This window comes from Bacillus sp. Marseille-Q3570 (assembly GCF_946151055.1).
GTDB lineage: Bacteria > Bacillota > Bacilli > Bacillales > Fictibacillaceae > Pseudalkalibacillus.
The window spans coordinates 369,989-389,225 of the sequence record NZ_CAMGYZ010000001.1 but is presented as its reverse complement, the minus strand read 5'-3'; the positions used below and the strand labels follow the sequence as shown (position 1 = coordinate 389,225).

At 41.2% G+C, this 19,237-nt stretch carries 19 protein-coding genes; all 19 read left to right on the top strand.

What is annotated here, in order from left to right; genetic code table 11:
- The first annotated feature begins 12 nt into the window (after positions 1-12).
- The 19 genes from spoIIIAD (at position 13) to recN (ending at position 19,133) form a co-directional block, all read left to right on the top strand.
- Entirely contained in the window at positions 13-402 is a 390-nt protein-coding gene (gene spoIIIAD, locus N8M93_RS01985) for a stage III sporulation protein AD (RefSeq protein ID WP_221567629.1), read from the top strand.
- Between the two features lie 11 nt (positions 403-413).
- Positions 414-1,613 carry a stage III sporulation protein AE gene (gene spoIIIAE, locus N8M93_RS01980; RefSeq protein ID WP_261129400.1) on the top strand — a complete coding sequence of 400 codons (1,200 nt, stop codon included), beginning with the start codon at positions 414-416 and terminating at the stop codon, positions 1,611-1,613.
- A gap of 17 nt (positions 1,614-1,630) precedes the next feature.
- On the top strand, positions 1,631-2,242 hold the full coding sequence (spoIIIAF, locus tag N8M93_RS01975) for a stage III sporulation protein AF (RefSeq protein ID WP_261129398.1): 612 nt from the start codon (positions 1,631-1,633) through the stop codon (positions 2,240-2,242).
- Between the two features lie 6 nt (positions 2,243-2,248).
- Complete coding sequence (spoIIIAG, locus tag N8M93_RS01970; RefSeq protein WP_261129397.1) at positions 2,249-2,899, top strand: stage III sporulation protein AG; 651 nt, start codon at positions 2,249-2,251, stop codon at positions 2,897-2,899.
- Between the two features lie 3 nt (positions 2,900-2,902).
- Positions 2,903-3,436: a SpoIIIAH-like family protein gene (locus N8M93_RS01965; protein ID WP_261129395.1), complete on the top strand. Its 534-nt coding sequence runs from the start codon at positions 2,903-2,905 to the stop codon at positions 3,434-3,436.
- Between the two features lie 401 nt (positions 3,437-3,837).
- A complete protein-coding gene (gene accB, locus N8M93_RS01960; protein ID WP_261129392.1) occupies positions 3,838-4,341 on the top strand; it encodes an acetyl-CoA carboxylase biotin carboxyl carrier protein in 504 nt (167 codons plus the stop codon).
- A gap of 10 nt (positions 4,342-4,351) precedes the next feature.
- On the top strand, positions 4,352-5,725 hold the full coding sequence (gene accC / locus N8M93_RS01955) for an acetyl-CoA carboxylase biotin carboxylase subunit (RefSeq protein WP_261129391.1): 1,374 nt from the start codon (positions 4,352-4,354) through the stop codon (positions 5,723-5,725).
- Between the two features lie 2 nt (positions 5,726-5,727).
- Complete coding sequence (locus N8M93_RS01950) at positions 5,728-6,138, top strand: Asp23/Gls24 family envelope stress response protein (RefSeq protein ID WP_261129390.1); 411 nt, start codon at positions 5,728-5,730, stop codon at positions 6,136-6,138.
- Positions 6,139-6,320: 182 nt separating this feature from the next.
- Positions 6,321-6,713, top strand: a complete 393-nt coding sequence (nusB, locus tag N8M93_RS01945) for a transcription antitermination factor NusB (RefSeq protein WP_261129389.1) — start codon at positions 6,321-6,323, stop codon at positions 6,711-6,713.
- A 14-nt stretch (positions 6,714-6,727) separates the two neighbouring features.
- Positions 6,728-7,594, top strand: a complete 867-nt coding sequence (folD, locus tag N8M93_RS01940) for a bifunctional methylenetetrahydrofolate dehydrogenase/methenyltetrahydrofolate cyclohydrolase FolD (RefSeq protein WP_261129388.1) — start codon at positions 6,728-6,730, stop codon at positions 7,592-7,594.
- A complete protein-coding gene (gene xseA, locus N8M93_RS01935) occupies positions 7,594-8,946 on the top strand; it encodes an exodeoxyribonuclease VII large subunit (protein ID WP_261129387.1) in 1,353 nt (450 codons plus the stop codon). Before folD ends, xseA begins: the two co-directional genes overlap by 1 nt.
- Positions 8,946-9,188: an exodeoxyribonuclease VII small subunit gene (locus N8M93_RS01930; protein ID WP_261129669.1), complete on the top strand. Its 243-nt coding sequence runs from the start codon at positions 8,946-8,948 to the stop codon at positions 9,186-9,188. Before xseA ends, N8M93_RS01930 begins: the two co-directional genes overlap by 1 nt.
- A 2-nt stretch (positions 9,189-9,190) precedes the next feature.
- A complete protein-coding gene (locus N8M93_RS01925) occupies positions 9,191-10,078 on the top strand; it encodes a polyprenyl synthetase family protein (RefSeq protein WP_396125345.1) in 888 nt (295 codons plus the stop codon).
- A gap of 776 nt (positions 10,079-10,854) precedes the next feature.
- On the top strand, positions 10,855-11,469 hold the full coding sequence (locus tag N8M93_RS01920; RefSeq protein ID WP_261129386.1) for a hypothetical protein: 615 nt from the start codon (positions 10,855-10,857) through the stop codon (positions 11,467-11,469).
- A gap of 9 nt (positions 11,470-11,478) precedes the next feature.
- Positions 11,479-13,371 (top strand): 1-deoxy-D-xylulose-5-phosphate synthase, encoded by a 1,893-nt coding sequence (gene dxs / locus N8M93_RS01915; RefSeq protein ID WP_261129385.1) that lies wholly within the window; start codon positions 11,479-11,481, stop codon positions 13,369-13,371.
- Positions 13,372-13,373: 2 nt separating this feature from the next.
- Positions 13,374-14,195 (top strand): TlyA family RNA methyltransferase, encoded by an 822-nt coding sequence (locus tag N8M93_RS01910; protein WP_261129384.1) that lies wholly within the window; start codon positions 13,374-13,376, stop codon positions 14,193-14,195.
- Positions 14,196-14,677: 482 nt separating this feature from the next.
- A complete protein-coding gene (locus N8M93_RS01905) occupies positions 14,678-16,132 on the top strand; it encodes a UDP-N-acetylmuramoyl-L-alanyl-D-glutamate--2,6-diaminopimelate ligase (protein ID WP_261129382.1) in 1,455 nt (484 codons plus the stop codon).
- An 804-nt stretch (positions 16,133-16,936) separates the two neighbouring features.
- Entirely contained in the window at positions 16,937-17,386 is a 450-nt protein-coding gene (ahrC, locus tag N8M93_RS01900; RefSeq protein WP_261129380.1) for a transcriptional regulator AhrC/ArgR, read from the top strand.
- 19 nt (positions 17,387-17,405) lie between these two features.
- A complete protein-coding gene (gene recN / locus N8M93_RS01895) occupies positions 17,406-19,133 on the top strand; it encodes a DNA repair protein RecN (RefSeq protein ID WP_261129379.1) in 1,728 nt (575 codons plus the stop codon).
- Positions 19,134-19,237: the final 104 nt, after the last annotated feature.

Here is a 19,237-nt window from a genome sequence, read left to right as displayed (position 1 = left end):
GAGGGGGTTCCAATCGAAATCATCCAGATTGTCGGGTTCTGCTTGATAGCTACATTTCTAACGATTGTCATAAAGGAACAGAAACCTGCCTTCTCTTTTCTACTTATTCTATTTGCCGGTGCAGCGGTCTTCTTGTTTTTGATCGGAAAAATACAAGCGGTCATCATTATGCTAGAACGGCTTGCTACGAACGCGAATCTGAATATGGTATATGTCGAAACAATCTTGAAAATCATCGGGATCGCCTACATTGCAGAATTCGGTGCACAAATCACTCGAGATGCTGGACAAGGAGCGATGGCGGCAAAAATTGAACTTGCTGGGAAGGTTTTGATTCTTGTAATGGCCATTCCAATCCTCACAGTTTTGATAGAAACAATTATTGATTTCCTGCCTAGTTAGGGGTGAATGACATGCCAAACAACAAACGGTTGAAACTATTAATGGTCATCATGATGGCGGTCATTTTTTTTATAGATTTTGGACAACCCTCCATCCAAGTCAGTGCCCAAACAACTGGCAAAGAACAGATTGAGAAAAGTCTGAAGGTTGAAGATGAACATCTTGATGACATTCGTGAATACTGGAACAAAATCCGCAGTGAATATGGCGGTTTCCTGCCAGAGAGCCAGAAAGGGAGCATCCTTGAATTTATCCAAAGTGATCAAGATTTTTCATTGAAAGATTGGGCTCTAGGACTCCTTAAATATTTATTTCATGAAATTCTGACCAATGGAAAACTACTTGGGATGCTGATCATGCTGACGGTATTCAGCATGCTGCTGCAGACGATGCAAAATGCATTTGAAAATCAAGCGGTTAGTAAAGTGGCTTATGGAATCGTTTATATGGTTTTGATTGTTATTGCATTGAACAGCTTTCACGTAGCAGCAGATTATACCATCGATGCGATCCGGAACATGAATTCGTTCATCATTGCACTTATTCCATTATTACTAGCTTTAATGGCTACGACCGGCAGTATTGCATCAGTTGCATTCTTTCATCCATTCATCATTTTCCTTGTAAATACAAGTGGGATGCTCATCCAGCATTTTGTTCTTCCGCTTCTGCTGCTTTCTGCGTTGCTTAGTATCGTCAGTACATTGACAGATCATTACAAAGTCACTCAGCTTGCCAATCTATTACGCGGTGTAGCGATCGGTGTCATGCTCGTATTTTTCACCGTATTTCTTGGCGTCATCAGTGTGCAGGGAGCGACTGCTGCTGTTGCGGATGGTGTCGCGATCCGGACAGCGAAATTCATCACAGGCAACTTCATCCCAATCATCGGCCGTATGTTTACAGATGCGACGGATACAGTTTTAAGTGCTTCATTATTACTGAAAAACACAGTCGGTATTGCTGGTGTCGTCATTTTAATCTTACTATGTGCATTTCCAGCTCTTAAGATATTGTCACTTGTATTGATCTATCAAATTGCCGCTGCTGTTCTGCAACCGCTTGGAGGCGGTCCGATCATCCAATGTTTAACGATCATCAGTAAAAATGTCATGTTCATTTTCGCGGCGCTTTCCATCGTATGTTTCATGTTCTTCCTGGCAGTAACGATGATGATTGCTGCTGGAAATCTCACATTGATGATGAGATGAGTGGGGAGGAGAGTCACGTGTCATTTATATATGAGTGGGTGACGAATATCATTCTGATCATCCTATTAGCGACAATCCTGGAATTATTGTTGCCATCAAATGCATTTCAAAAATACGTGAAAGTCGTAATCGGACTGCTCTTGATCATTGCGATCCTGAATCCTATGATCAAAATGTTCTCCATCGATCTCAATAAGGAGTTGGCTTCATTCGTCAATAAAGAGGCCTTTATGAAAGATGGTGAGATGAAAAATTTGATAGAAAACAAGAAAAGTGAAATACAAGCCTCACAAGATGCATATATTTTAGAACAAATGGCTGTCCTACTACATCAAAAGGTAGAAGATAAGCTCGCAGAACAATATCAGAAACGATTAAAGGATGTGGTGTTACAAGAAAAAACCCAAAATGGTACAGAAGAAAGTCAGTGGATCATCCATGCCACATTAGAAAATCAGTCGACAGATGAAGATGCAATCGAGGCGATCCAAGAGGTGACGATCGATACATCAACACAGATCGAACCCGCTGAAGAATCGGCTGACATGAAAGAAATCAAAGCATTCCTTTCAAAAGAGTGGGAGGTGTCTCCGGATCAGATCGTACTAGTAGAGGAAGGAGGATCGTAATGAAACATGTCTGATGAAAAGAAACAGAATGACTGGCTGAAATCGCTTCTGAAACCAGACAAACAAGGTAAAAAAATGAATCGCAAATCCCAATACATCCTGCTCATACTGGGTTTCGGGATAGCGATGATGCTGATCCAAAACTTGATCAGTACTCCAGATTCCACTCCAACTATGAATTCCGCTACAGAAGACGAGGAATCCAAGGCGACATTCTCTATAAAAAAATCAGACGATCCTTCATCAATAAGAGAGATGGAAGAGCATTACGGAAACCAACTGAAGGAAATCCTCGATGAAATGATGGGGGTCCAGGATACAAGCGTAATGGTCTTTCTAGACTCAACCTCTAAGACAATTTATGAAAAGGATATTACCAAAAAAGATTCCACTACTGATGAAACTGACCAGCATGGGGGTAAACGTAAAACCACAGACCTTCAAACGGATGAAAAAGTCATCATCATCCAGGGGGAAAAAGGGGAGCAACCGATTATCGTCACTACAGAAAAGCCGGAGGTGAGGGGCGTATTGATTTTAGCAGATGGAGCTCAGAACATCAAGGTTAAAACTTGGATTATCGAAGCGGTTTCCAGGGTGCTTGATGTACCCAGTCATAAAGTGAGTGTAGGACCGAAAAAGCAGAAGGGGGAATAATGAATGTTATTGAAAAAACAAACGGTTTGGTTATTAACGATGCTGAGCTTGATTATCGTGTTATCGGTGTATTACATCACCACACCGGAACAATCACCAACTGACTTTGCTGCACAGGATGAGGATAAAAAGGGAAGTGCAGAAGAAACCAATGGCAAGTCTGTTGTCACTGAGGTGGACAGTGATGAAATGTTCACAGAGCTTCGAATGAAAATCCAGGATAAGCGTTCAGAGCTACAAGCAAAATACAATGAAGTTCTAGCTTCCACAAGTGTATCCGCAGAGGTCCAGTCACAAGCTTTAAGTCAGTTGGAGGAATTACAGGAACTAGGTATGAAGGAAGATACCCTCGAAACATTGATCAAAAGTATGGGGTATGAAGATGTATTGGTGAATACAATGGATTCTGAAGTTCAGATCATCGTCCGCGCTGATGAAGAACTAAGTAAAAGTGAAGCGAACGCAATCATGAGAAAAGCCCAAGAACAACTTGGCGACAAGCATGTAGCTGTCCAATTCCAAGTAGCTAAAAAATGATGATAGCTTGATAGAAGAGGCAGTCCAAAAGGGCTGTCTTTTTATTAAGCTGTTTTCGTTGTTGCTCTTGCACTTAAAGAAAGTATAAAATACGTTAACTATTTTTATAAGGTTTTGATTTTAAGGGAATTCACCCCATTTCTGCGGGAAAACTGTGAGCCTTTTCACTCACTTGCAAAGTTCGTTGCAGGACCTCACCTCGCTAATCAAGAATATCTATATCTCCACTCATAATCCAAAAAAATCACCTATAAATTTTAATCGGTACCCTCCCCAAAAGGATTATGATATGATATAAACGAATTAGCACCAGCTCACATAGTAAGGTGATAAAGTTTTAGATGTGCTGAATTATGCTATAATGAATACAGAATAGTAGACACACTGAAGGAGTGGAAAGAATGCTCAAAATACAAGAAATTCGTGAATTGATCAAATTGATCGATCAATCATCAATCAATGAATTTGAATATGAAGAAGAAGGTGCGAAAATCACTTTGAAAAAAGGTGGGACAGAGCAGCCTGTCGTCCAACAAGCACCTCAAGCAGCACCTGCAGCACCAGCTCAAGAAGCAGCACCACAGCCAAATCCACAAGCGGTCGAAGAAAAGGCTGATACAAAAAATGAAACAGAAGCACCAGTCAAAGAAGTGGACGATGGATCCTTACATAAAATTGAATCTCCAATGGTCGGTACATTTTATGCGTCTCCATCTCCAGATGAAGATTCTTATGTGAAAGAAGGAGACAAGGTATCAAATGACTCGATCGTGTGTATTATCGAAGCGATGAAGCTGTTCAACGAAATCGAAGCTGAAGTGAATGGTGAAATCGTAGAAATACTCGTCGAGAATGGACAGCTCGTTGAGTATGGACAACCACTATTCCTTGTGAAAAAACAGTAAGGTGATTGAAATGATAAAAAAAGTACTCATTGCGAACCGAGGAGAAATTGCTGTCCGGATCATACGAGCTTGTAAAGAGATGAATATAGAAACTATCGCCGTATATTCAGAAGGCGATAAAGAATCTTTGCATGTGCGCCTAGCAGATGAAGCGTACTGCATCGGCCCTATCCTTGCAAAGGAAAGTTATTTGAATTTCACGAACATCATGAGCGTCGCTACCCTGACAGGAGCTGATGCAATTCATCCGGGCTATGGATTTTTAGCCGAAAATGCTGACTTTGCTGAAATCTGTGCTGAATGCAACATTACCTTCATTGGACCGAGCCCAGAAGCCATCAATCGTATGGGGACGAAAGATGTAGCAAGAACTACTATGAAAGAGGCTGGTGTACCAATTGTTCCAGGTTCTGAAGGAATCATCGAGTCCAAAGAAGAAGCGATTGAGTTAGCAGAGGAAATGGGATACCCTGTAATCATCAAAGCGACTGCGGGGGGCGGAGGAAAAGGAATCCGTGTCGCTCGCACTGAACAGGAGCTTGTAAAAGGAATCAATATGACTCAGCAAGAAGCTGCCTCAGCTTTCGGGAATCCTGGTGTATACATTGAAAAATACATTGAAGATTTCCGCCATGTAGAGATACAGGTACTGGGTGATAATCATGGGAATGTCATTCACTTAGGTGAACGTGATTGCTCGATCCAGCGTCGTTTACAAAAGCTTGTTGAAGAAACCCCTTCTCCGGCCCTGGATCCCGAAAAACGGGAAGAGATGGGAGAAGCCGCTGTGCGCGCAGCAAAAGCTGTAAATTATTCCGGAGCTGGAACCGTAGAGTTCATATTTGAACACAACACAGGTGACTTCTATTTCATGGAGATGAATACTCGGATCCAGGTTGAGCATCCTGTGACTGAAATGGTTACCGGTATCGACTTGATCAAGGAACAGATCAGGGTGGCTGGCGGTGAACGTTTATCTTACAGCCAAGAAGATATCAAGTTTGAAGGCTGGTCGATCGAATGCCGGATCAATGCTGAAAATCCGGATAAGAATTTCATGCCATCTGCCGGTAGGATCGAAATGTATCTCCCGCCGGGCGGGCTAGGCGTACGTGTCGATTCGGCTGCTTATCCAGGTTATTTCATCCCACCGTATTATGATTCGATGATTGCAAAGCTCATCACTTATGGAAAAACACGTGAAGAAGCAATTCGACGTATGAAGCGTGCATTAAGTGAATTTGTCATCGAAGGGGTCGATACGACGATTCCTTTCCATATGCGATTACTTGAACATGAAAAATTCAATAGCGGAGAATTCAATACTAAATTTTTAGAGAACTACGATTTGACATCAAAATCAACTTCAAATGGAGGTGAGTAGTAATGAACGAATATCAAACATTTGAAATGGAAGAAAAAGATGCAAACCTTGGGAAGGTTGAAATCTCACCAGAAGTGATTGAAGTGATCTCTAGTATAGCTGCTACTGAAGTGGAAGGAGTTTCTGCAATGCGTGGAAATTTCGCGACAGGAGTGGTTGAACGTTTCGGTAAGAAATCACTTGGTAAAGGTGTAAAAGTGGAACTTTCCGAAGAAGGGATCAACATCGATGTTTTCGTAACAATGAATTTTGGTGTATCGATTCCAGATACAGCTGAAAAGATCCAAGAGAATATCCGACTTACCTTACACACGATGACGGCTTTAGAGCCAAATCGTATTGATGTACACGTAGTAGGAGTCCAGTTTGAAGGAAAAGTGGACCCTGGAGTTGAAGAAGATCAGGAATTTTAAATGACGAACTGACTCAGAACATGTGTCAGACTTCTCTGAATGACGATTAAAACAAGAGAAGTTTGTCCGTTTTGGGTCAGTTTTTTATTGCGATTATTATAGTTTGAAAATGTGTATGCTGTAAAGGTAACGATCTCTATGCTATCATCAGATAGAGAAGATATGAAAGGAAGTATCATGAAATGAAAAGAAGGATTGCAAGAGAAAAGGCTTTACAGTCTTTGTTTCAAATAGATGTGAGTCAATTAGACCGTTCGGAAGCGATTGGGCATGTTCTGGAGGAAGGCGAAGAACGTGATGAATTTCTGATCCAGTTGGTCGAGGGGACGACGGATCACAAGGAAGAAATTGATGCTCGTATTAAAGAACACCTTGAAAACTGGAGTTTCGACCGGATTGGAAATGTAGACCGCTCTGTTTTAAGACTTGCTGTATACGAAATGTTGTATATAGAAGACATTCCGATCAAAGTTACTTTCAACGAAGCGATCGATCTGGCAAAAACATTCGGAGGAGATGAATCCGGTCGCTTTGTAAATGCTGTACTTTCTAAAATAAGTAAAACGATCCAATAGTGGAGGGGATAGAGATGGTTGCAGAGCTTATCAAGGGAAATGAAATTGCAGAAGCCAAAAGGAACGCAATGAAAGAAGAGGTAAATAAACTGAGAAATGAAGGGATCATTCCTGGATTAGTTGTCATCATCGTAGGGAATAACCCTGCTTCTTTATCTTATGTAAGAGGAAAAACGAAAGCGTGCAAACAGGTTGGAATTGACGGAAAGCTCATTGAGCTATCTGAAGACACCTCTGAAGCGAAACTGCTTGAAATCATTACACAATATAACCATGATGATGCATGTCATGGAATTCTCGTCCAGTTACCTTTACCTGAACATATCTCAGAAACAGCAATCATAGAAGCAATTTCACCAGAAAAGGATGTAGACGGTTTCCACCCAATCAATATCGGGAGGATGATGACTGGACAACGTGCGTTTTTACCATGTACACCCTTTGGAATCATTGAAATGATAAAAGCTAAAGACATATCAATTGAAGGTAAGCATGTGGTTGTAATTGGTAGAAGTAATATCGTTGGAAAACCTGTAGGTCAACTGTTCTTAAATGAAAATGCCACCGTTACATATTGTCACTCCAGGACAGCAAACATGAAAGAAATTACGAAACAAGCAGACATACTCGTTGTTGCTGTAGGTAAGATGCATTTTGTCGGGAAAGACTTCATCAAGCCTGGGGCTGTAGTGATTGATGTTGGAATCAACCGTAAGGACGATGGGAAATTGACAGGTGATGTCGATTTTGAAGAAGCAGAACAAGTCGCTTCTTATATCACTCCAGTTCCGAAGGGGGTAGGTCCGATGACCATCACAATGCTCTTACAAAACACAATCCTATCTGCGAAGTGGAGTCATCAAATAGAAGGTGTTCATTGATGCAACGAGATCCCTATATTAGTATTACCGAACTTACCCGCTATATAAAACGAAAATTTGATATGGACGGGAAATTACAAGACATATGGCTTCGCGGTGAGCTTTCGAATGTGAAACACCATAGTCGGGGCCATATGTATTTTACAGTAAAGGATCAAAACAGTAGGATTAACTCAGTCATGTTTGCCGGGAACAACCGTTTTTTGAAATTTCGTCCGGAAGAAGGAATGAAGGTTCTGATTCGTGGTGAAGTTTCCGTTTATGAACCACATGGGCAATATCAGCTTTATGTAAAAGAGATGCAGCCTGATGGAATCGGGAACTTGTTTCTTGCATTTGAAGAATTAAAGAAAAAGCTCGATCAAGAGGGTCTTTTTGCTCCTGAACGGAAAAGGCAAATTCCCGCAACCCCTAGGCGTATAGGAGTAATTACATCGCCGACAGGTGCTGCGATAAGAGATGTATTGACCACAATCAAACGGCGTTTTCCGATTGCGAAAGTGACTGTGATTCCTGTCCTCGTGCAAGGTCCCAATGCTGCTCCTAGTATTTCCAGAGCAATTGACTTTGCAAATGAACAGGCACAGTGGGATGTTTTGATCGTCGGTCGTGGCGGTGGTTCGATTGAAGAGTTGTGGGCTTTCAATGAAGAAATGGTCGCACGCAGCATCTTCAATTCAATCATCCCGATCATCTCTGCAGTCGGACATGAAACAGATTACACGATTGCAGATTTTGTGGCGGATATCCGTGCGGCGACTCCAACAGCAGCTGCTGAGCTTGCTGTACCTCATATTGATGAATTACAGGAGAGAGTCACCCAACGTCAGCTCAGACTTACTAGAGCTATTACGGAGCATGTGAAACGTTTACGTAATGAATTGGACAGACATCAAAAATCCTACGCTTTCAAATACCCAATGCAGCTAGTAAAACAAAAAGAACAGGATTTGGATCGGATAATGGATCGATTGCAAAAATCACGTTCAAGAACGTTTGAGCGAAAAGCGGAGGAAGTCAGTCAACTTAGAAGCCGATTGGATCGCAACCATCCTGATAAACTTTTCAGGCAATCAAAAGAGAAACATCAAGTTCTGGTCAGAATGTTGAAAAAGGAAATGAGCAACCAGATTGAGCAGAAAAATGCTGTTTTTCAAAACAAAGTCGGAAAATTGAATGCTCTTAGCCCGTTAAGTATCATGGAGCGTGGTTATAGCCTGGCGTATGACCAGAAAAGCGACAATCTCATCAAAAGTGTAAAACAAGTACAACCAGGTGATCAGGTTTCTGTAAGGTTGAAAGACGGAAAGCTGGATTGCCAAGTTTGGGGACTTGAGGAGAGTGAGAAATGATGGAAGAAAAAGAACAAAATATTGAACAAAGCTTTGAAGAAGCAATGCAGGAGCTTGAAGAAATCGTCGGAAAGTTAGAAGAAGGGGATGTCCCTCTTGAAAAGTCGATCCGCTTGTTTCAAGAAGGAATGAAGCTCTCTAAGCTTTGCCATGATAAATTACAGCATGTAGAAAAGCAAATGGATGAGTTATTGAAAGAAAATGGTGAAACAGAACCATTCACGATACAGGAGGAAGACTGAGGTTGGACAAGGACACATTTTTACAACTCCTTCAAAATAAGAAAAATATGATAGATGAAGCATTGCCAGCTAAAGTGGATCGTATCCAAGGACATGGTGGGCTGAAAGAAGCTATGCTTTATTCGATTTTAGCAGGGGGGAAAAGGCTTCGTCCCACGTTATTGCTTATGACGATTGAAGCATTCGAACAGGATAGTCAGGTTGGAATTGATGCCGCATGTGCTGTTGAAATGATCCATACGTATTCACTGATCCATGATGATTTACCAGCGATGGACGATGACGATTTTAGAAGAGGCAATCTCACTAATCATAAAATATATGGAGAAGCTATGGCGATTCTAGCTGGTGATGCATTGCTTACCTACGCTTTTGAAGTTATTTCCGGTTCACAACATTTGGATAATGACTTGAAAATCGATTTGATCACAAATCTTTCAAAGGCTGCTGGTCCTGAAGGGATGGTTAACGGACAGGCTGCCGACTTAGAAGGTGAAGGAAAGTCCCTCTCTCTTGGTGAATTGGAACAGATTCACCATAAGAAGACAGGTGCACTTCTTGGGTATTCGATATATGCAGGTGCACGTATTGCAGGGGGAACGAAGCAACAATTGGATCATCTTATTCAATTTGCTCACCATCTAGGCCTCGCATTTCAAATCCAGGATGACATTTTAGATGTTGAAGGCGATGAATCAAAGATCGGCAAGCCTATCGGCAGCGACGTTCAAAATAACAAAAGTACATACCCGCATTTATTGACAATTTCTGGTGCTAAAGACCAGTTGTTAAAGGAAGTGGACAGCGCAAAGCAGAACCTACACAGAGCGGGTATCAACCATGAATGGTTAGAGCATTTTACGGACTATATGATCAGCAGAGACCACTAGAATCGTTGAGGCATAAACATTTCTGTGGTATATTATAATTACATGAGGAGTGGTGCAGTATTCTAGTCAGTCTCCCATTTCTGAGGGCGGGCCTAAAAATCCGCCAAAGGGCACATCGATGAAGTTCCTTGTATAGGCTCGAAGCGCCCAGCTTTGGGTCTACACTGGGAGTTAAGGCAGAAGGGCGATCCACAATGGCATGTGGGCGTTGACCCTTCTGCCGCGGAGGACCTCAACTTTGCGATTTGCGTGCTAATACCTTATTGCGAACTGGGGTTATAAACCTGTTTCCACTGGTTTTTTCGGTCGCTAGAAACTACTGGTGAGCAGCGTAGCCTGCCTTGAGTGGAGTCTGAGGGGATTATGGATGAGGAAGAATCTCCGGTTGGCCGCTGGAAAGGATTCCATACCATATGAAATCGACTCTGCGAAAGAGGCTAGGGAATGGTAAAGACTGCCGAGGAAAACTCCTAGACTGTTCCATGTGACATTCAAAGAGGATTATAGTGCGGACTAAGTGGTAATCTAGTCTGGCGATTGGTGACAACGTCAAGGGAGGATTAAAGGGAAACCTCCAGTGTGGCAACGCACTGGTACCTCCCTGGGAAAACCTACTGGACCTAAGCCGCAGTGTTTACTCTTTGAATGACCACTCCACAATACATATATGAAAATTCCAAAGACAAAAGAGGATAAATTGTTGATTCATCGTCTTTAAAAATAACTAATGAATTAGATGTAATATACATAACTGATAGATTTTCAAAGGAGTACACATGAATAAAGTATTCAATAAATCCCTAAAATGGAGTACTGGAATCGCCGTTATCACGCTAGTGTTAGCGGCTATTTTTTCAGTCGTTTCAACCTTTTCCTTAGAAGGTGTCAATTGGGCAATTGGAATGATCATCGTATTTCTTATTGTGCTAATGGGCGTAATATTTGATATTATAGGAGTGGCTGCTACAGCATCAGATGAAGTTCCATTCCATGCGATGGCATCTGAGAAAGTAAAGGGTGCCCGGCAAGCGATTTCAATTTGCAGGAATGCTGATCGTGTAGCAAGTTTTTGTAATGATGTAATTGGAGATATTTCTGGTATAATAAGCGGTACCGCATCAGCAGTAGTCATCGTACAATTGACTCAAGCCTTCGGCGGGGATGATGCGACTGGATTTCAATATATTGTATCAATCGTTTTTACAAGTGTGGTTGCAGCACTTACTGTAGGTGGAAAAGCATTCGGCAAATCATTTGCCATCCATTTCTCCACTTCCATTATTTTTCAGGTAGGACGAGTAATCTATTTCTTTGAGGAAAGATTAAAGTTAAAGCAATTGGTCTCTCAGCCCGCCGGAAATAAACTTAAACGCAATACAAAAGGAAAGTGAGGATGTTCCATGAATTTGGAATCAATCAAAGATCCTAAATTTTTAAAGAAACTGGATGGGGAACAGCTAGAAGAGTTGGCATCGACCATCCGCACTTTTTTAATTGAAAAGATTTCTAAAACTGGCGGGCACCTAGGTCCGAATCTAGGAGTAGTTGAATTAACTTTAATCCTTCATAAATTGTTTGAAAGCCCAAAAGATAAATTCATCTGGGATGTAGGACATCAAGCGTATGTCCATAAGATATTGACCGGACGAGCTGGACAATTCGATACGCTTAAGAAATATAAAGGGTTGTGCGGTTTTCCGAAACGTTCAGAAAGTGACCATGATGTCTGGGAAACAGGACATAGTTCCACTTCACTTTCTGCTGCAATGGGAATGGCTACTGCCCGTGACCTGAAAGGGACTGATGAAGATATCATCGCTGTTATCGGTGACGGTGCCCTTACTGGTGGTATGGCTTTAGAGGCTTTAAACCATATCGGTCACGAACAAAAAGATCTGATTGTCATTTTAAATGATAACGAAATGTCCATTGCTCCAAACGTAGGTGCACTGCATAACGTTTTAGGAAGATTGAGGACTGCTGGAAAATATAAACGGGTTAAAGAAGAGTTTGAATCATTGATCAAAAAGGTTCCAGCAGGAGGGCGACTTGCTTCGACTGCAGAACGATTGAAAGATTGTCTCAAATACATGCTCGTATCAGGTATTTTCTTTGAAGAACTCGGATTTACGTACTTGGGGCCAGTTGATGGTCATAATCTTGATGATCTGACTGAAAATATCAAATATGCGAAAAAGACGAAAGGACCTGTACTTGTCCATGTCTTAACTCAAAAAGGTAAAGGATATAAACCTGCAGAAACGGATGCGATTGGCACATGGCATGGTCCGGGGCCATATAAGATTGAATCTGGAGACTTCATCAAACCTACTGTAGCAGGACCTGGGTACAGCAAGGTCGTATCTGAAACACTCAGAACCATTGCTCGAAAAGATGAAAGACTCGTGGTATTGACACCTGCAATGACAGTAGGCTCTAAACTGGAAGCGTTCGGAGAGGAATTTCCTGATCGTCTTTATGATGTTGGTATTGCTGAACAACACGCCACAACCATGGCGGGTGGACTGGCGACGCAAGGGATGAAACCGGTTCTTTCCATTTATTCGACTTTCTTGCAGCGTGCATATGATCAACTTGTACACGATGTTTGCAGACAAAATCTGAACGTCGTTTTTACAGTCGACCGTTCGGGCTTAGTAGGGTCAGATGGCGAAACGCATCAAGGGGTTTTTGATATCTCGTTCTTACGCCATTTACCAAATATGGTCGTTCTTAATCCAAAAGATGAAAATGAATTACAACATATGGTGTATACGGCTACAGAATATGATGAAGGACCAATTGCAGTACGTTTTCCGAGAGGGACAGGACTTGGTGTACCTATGGATGAAGAATTGAAAAAGATTGAAATCGGAACGTGGGAAGTCATGAAGGAAGGTAAAGATATTGCGATCCTAGCAGTGGGTACTATGATACCTGTTGCTATGAAGGCAGCTGAAAAGCTTAAAACACAAGGTATCTCTGCAATCGTCATCAATGCTAGATCCATCAAACCGCTGGATAATGGAATGATTACCGAACTTGTGACAAAGCGTATTCCTATACTGACGATGGAAGAAGGCATTCTTCAAGGCGGTTTCGGAAGCGCAGTTCTAGAATTCATTCATGACCTTGGTATACATGATGCAGTAATCGACCGGATGGGGATTCCGGATCGATTCATCGAACATGGCAGTGTCTCCGAATTACTAGAAGAAATCGAATTGACACCAGAAGGCGTCATAGAGCGTGTAACGCAAATGATTCCTAAGAAACAGCAAAGGGCTTATTGAGTATGAAAAAGAAAGAGCGGCTTGATGTCATTCTCGTCGATCGGGGATTGATTGAGACGAGAGAAAAAGCCAAAAGAGCAATCATGGCTGGACTTGTGTATTCCGAACAAGAACGAATGGACAAGCCGGGCCAAAAGGTAGATACATCCATCCCGATCGAACTGAAAGGGAATCCAATTCCTTATGTAAGCCGTGGCGGATTGAAATTGGAAAAAGCATTGCAATCCTTTCATTTTGATATGAAGGATAAAATCATGATCGATATCGGATCTTCAACAGGAGGATTTACAGACTGTGCTCTACAGAATGGTGCAGAGTTTGTCTATGCAGTTGATGTCGGATACAATCAATTAGCGTGGAAGCTTAGGAATGATAAACGCGTCAGGGTGATGGAGCGGACTAATTTCAGGTACTCAAAACCTGAGGATTTCGATAATGGTCTTCCACATGTCGCTACGATTGATGTTTCATTCATATCCTTAAAACTTATCCTTCCTGTATTGAAAGAAATTCTCGTCTATCGTGGGCAGGTGGTCGCGCTTGTCAAACCTCAGTTCGAAGCGGGGCGTGAAGAAGTGGGCAAAAAAGGGATCGTACGGGATCGAAAAATACATCAAGCCGTAATTGATCGGATGATCAAGTTCAGTCAAGAAATCGGATACCATGTCCTCGATTGCACATTTTCTCCAATACGTGGCGGGGAAGGGAACATCGAATTCTTACTGCACCTGGAGAAACCTGCACATGATGAGCCACCTGTCATTAAATGGGCAGGTAATACGGAAAGAGTCGTTGAAGAAGCACATGATTCAAAAGCAGTTTAAAGTAAAAGAGCTGACAAACATTAATGAAATTTGATGTGGGTTCAGCTCTTTTTTTATTTATTGGTATATTAAAGGACTTTGTTGATTTTATGGGAAATTTGCGACACTCTTGCGGGAACGACAAGTCAGGCGAAACCCCGTAAACTTTAAAAGGGTCTTCGACTAAAAGCCACCATGTCCTGTGCAAGTGAGGAGGCTTGTAGAAATAGGTAAATGCTTGGAGAGATGTCTAGCTCAGCGACCAGTCACCTGGTTTTCGTTTGGCCGCGGAAAGGGAGTGAATTTCGTAGAAATCAATATGTTAACTAGTTGAAAGCCTCAAAATAAAGCCTGCTTGCGAATGTTTATTTTAGGGGTTTTTATTCTACATATGGAAAAACTATTTACCAGAGTATATGTGAAAGTTTTTATTTGCACTTTTCGTTTGAAGAAGAACCCAAAGGGTATACAAAGCCAAAAGTTGTTAAGGAGCAAAAAGCCTGATGGATTTACAGTATTTAGTTCAAGACATAGTTGATGAAGATTTTTATGAAAGCCTGCCTTCTACTCAAATAACAAAAATAACCGATACTTCCCTGAACGTTGAAAAAGGGTTTTTATTTGTTGCGATCAAAGGTGAACAAACAGATGGTCATTCGTTTATTCACGATGCCATTAAAAAAGGGGCAGCAGCCATTATCGGGGAAGAAGTTATTACTGATTTACCCGTCCCTTATATAAAAGTGGAGAATAGCAGGAAAGCGCTTGGGGCAATTTCTAAAAAGTTTTACCAGGATCCTTCAAAAGATAAGATCGTGATCGGAATCACTGGGACTAACGGAAAAACAACTACAAGTTATCTTTTGAAACATCTGTTAGAGTCAAATGGAATTTCTTGCAGTTTATTCGGAACAATAAAGAATATCATAAATGGGATAGAAAGCGATACATGTAATACAACACCAAATATATTGAAACTCAATGAACTACTTCACCAGAGTAATGATCAAGTTGTGATTCTCGAAGTTTCTTCCCATGGTTTGTCTCAACATCGCTTAGAAGGAATCGAATTCGATTATAGTCTTTTTACGAATTTATCTCACGATCATTTAAATTATCATGGTACGATGGAGCGTTATTTCAAAACGAAATCCAAGCTATTCTATAAGATGAAAGAAGATGGCCTCGCAATTATCAATACTGATGATTCTTGGGGGAGCAAGCTTGTGGATGAATTACGTAAAAACGATATAGGAGCGTATACAATAGGACAGTCAACAAACGCGGACCTTCATATCGAAGGAATCAACAGTTCGACTTTGAAAGTATGTGAAAACGGTGCAAGTTTCGAGATTGCTTTCAATATGCCTGGTCTCCACAACCTATATAATGCAAGCATGGCTTATGCAACAGCTCTACAATTCAATATCAAAAAGGAAAATATCTTATCTGCACTGCCAACATTTGAAGGAGTTCCGGGAAGGTTCAATATCTATAAACACCAAAACGATGCTACCGTTGTGATCGATTATGCACATACAGCAAATGCGATCATGCATTGTTTAAAGGCGGCTAAAGACTATGGAGCAGAAAATATCATCCATGTTTTTGGTTTTCGTGGAGGTGCGGATACAGATAAAAGGGCAGATATGCTTCAAATCTCTTCTGAAAACAGCGATCAATTCATATTGACTCTGGATGATTTGAATGATGTGTCTGAAGATGAAATGATCAATACACTTGAAAAATTGAGAGAAACAGTTGGGAGTAAGAAAGGAATCATCATTCCAGACAGGACAGAAGCCATCAAATATGCGCTTGAAGTCACTGGAGCACGTGATTGGGTAGTGATAACAGGAAAAGGACATGAAACTTATCAACAAACATATTCCTTACCAACTGAATCGGATTTGGAGACAATTGAGTTTTTAATCAACCAATCAGTGGATTTAAAATGACAACAGGGGAGGACCTAAAAATGTGTGTTTGATTCAACATCAATGGATATTGGATGTTGTAGAGCAAAAATACTCATTTTGGTCGCCCTTTTTTATTTAGGCTCTTTCTAAAAGATTGTTGCTTTTGAGTCATTTTAAAAAACTCACTTTGTGCAAGTTGATTGGAGAGCAAGATGCGAGACTCCTCGAAAATGAAAATCGCATTTCCTTCGTGCGATGTAACGCTGCTGAAGCTTTCCTTGTCCTGTAGGATCAGCGTGCCTACTACCTGAATGATCTCCTCGCAAGGCATGCGACGAGGAAGCTCGCTTCGACAGGACTTTCTTGTAGACGCAGGAGCACAGATGCTTCCTTGAAAAGGAGACTCCTGAGGTCGCAAGTCGACGAGTGGGCTCACCGTACGCCCCGCGGAAAGCGAGCAACCTGGAGCGGAAATCCACGACTTTTAAAGAAAACTTGGCGAGACCAAGCCTTTTGTAGGTCGAGCCTTAGTTGCCCTTATACTGAAGAAAGTTTAAGTGCAAGATCAACAAAGTTTGCTAATACAGCCTTTATTTAAGGTTTTGTTAAAGAATGATGTTGATTTCCAAATTCACTACCTTTCCACGGGCGATCCAACACTTGGTTCAACCTGTGCTAAGGCTTGTTGTTTCTATGCAGATACGGAAAGCATATCATTTGAACTTTATGGGTACAACACAATATACAGCAATATTCATGTTTATTCACAAAAGATGTACAATTTTCACTTCTTCATATATGATAGGCATATACATGTGTGTATAAATTTGTGGAGTGATTCAGATGAATAAAGGACAAAGACATATAAAAATCAGAGAAATCATTACGAATTTCGATATCGATACACAAGATGAACTTGTAGAGAGATTGAAGAATGCAGGCTTTAATGTGACACAAGCTACTGTGTCACGCGACATTAAAGAATTGCATCTTGTGAAGGTTCCGATGCAGGATGGCAGGTATAAATACAGTCTGCCTGCTGATCAGCGGTTCAACCCGTTACAGAAATTGAAAAGGACCTTGACGGATAGTTTCATCAATATCGATCATACAGATCATCTCATCGTCATGAAAACATTACCCGGTAATGCCAATGCGGTAGGTGCACTTATCGATAACCTTGACTGGGAAGAAATAATGGGTACGATCTGCGGTGACGATACGATATTGATCATTTGTCGATCTCCTCAGGACAGCCCTGAAATTACACGTCAATTTTTAGATATGCTGTAATGTTAGGAGGAGGGGAAACATGCTTACCGAAATTTCAATTAGAAATTTTGCGATCATAGAAGAAGTTACAGTGCCGTTTGAAGACGGCTTGACTGTATTGACGGGGGAAACAGGTGCTGGTAAATCCATAATCATTGATGCAATTGGTCTATTGATTGGCGGGCGCGGTTCATCTGAGTACGTCCGCCATGGAACGGATCGTGCAGAGATTGAAGGGCTATTTTATATTCGGGAAGACCATCCTGTAATTGATAAAGCACTTGAGCTTGGGATTGAGGTAGCTGACGGGATGATTGTGCTTAAACGAGATATGACGAGTTCCGGTAAGAGTATTTGCCGTGTGAACGGTAAACTGGTCACATTAGCGATTCTTCGTGAAATTGGACAATCTCTCATTGATATTCACGGTCAACATGAACATCAGTTTTTAATGCAAAGTGATAAACATTTAGCTCTGTTGGACCAGTATCATTCGGCTGAATTGAAGCGCACTCTGACTGAGTATCACCTATTGTACAAGCGATACATAGATGTGCAGAAGCAATTGAAGCAGTTGACCGAAAATGAGCAGGAAATGGCTCATCGGATCGATTTGATCCAATATCAGCTTGAAGAGATCGATCAAGCAAAACTGCAGCCGAATGAGGATGGAGAATTACAAGAGGAACAACAAAGATTGAGCAACTTCGAACGGCTGTACCAATCTGTCAACGATGCTTATCAGGCATTATACGGTGAACAAAAGGGCATTGATATATTAGGTCTGGCAATGAGTCATCTTGAAGATGTTTCAGAGTATGATTCTGAATTAAAGCCGATTCAGGAATCTGTGACGAATGCTTATTATACGCTGGAAGACTCAGCACATCAACTCAGGAACTATGTCGATACGATGGAATTCGATCCTGGCCGTCTGGATGTCATTGAGGAACGTCTGCATGAAATCAATACCTTGAAACGTAAATATGGGAATTCAGTCGAGGAAATTTTGGAATATAGTTCACGTATTGAAGAAGAACTTGATACCTTCACCAATAAAGATGATCGTATTAAAGTTTTGAAAGAAGAGATGAACGAAATCGGAAAAGATTTATACTTAGAAGCAAAGCAATTATCCATACTAAGAAAAAAGACTGCAGAGAAATTGGAGAAGAAAATACATCAACAACTGAAAGATCTTTATATGGAAAAAACAACGTTCAAGGTATCCTTTAAGCCGACAACTAGCGCATCAAATATCACTACGGAAATCGATGGGAAGACTGTACATTTTACGAAAAGCGGAATGGATGAAGTCGAATTCCTTATCTCCACTAACCCTGGAGAACCGTTGAAACCACTTGCTAAAATTGCCTCAGGTGGAGAGTTGTCAAGGATTATCCTGGCATTAAAAGCGATATTCTCAAATCAACAGGAAATTGCGTCAATCATTTTTGATGAAGTAGATACTGGAGTGAGCGGAAGAGTTGCACAAGCGATTGCAGAAAAAATCCAGAAACTGTCGGCAGGTTCACAGGTTCTATGTATAACTCACCTGCCGCAGGTTGCTGCAATGGCAGACCGCCACCTTTATATTGAAAAAAACATCAAAAAGGATCGGACATTGACCATCGTAAAACCACTGTCGTTTGATGAAAAAGTAAAAGAAATCGCAAGGATGATTTCGGGAGTGGAAGTAACGGATTTGACCAAGCGTCATGCAAAGGAAATGATTCAATATGCAGACGACGCAAAAATCAGTTCATGAAAAGCTATCCATTTAAGGGTAGCTTTTTCTTATACGAATAGTTATAGAAACACTCTCTAAAGGTCAAATTATAAATGCAACCAAAAAAGTTGTAGGGTAAGGAA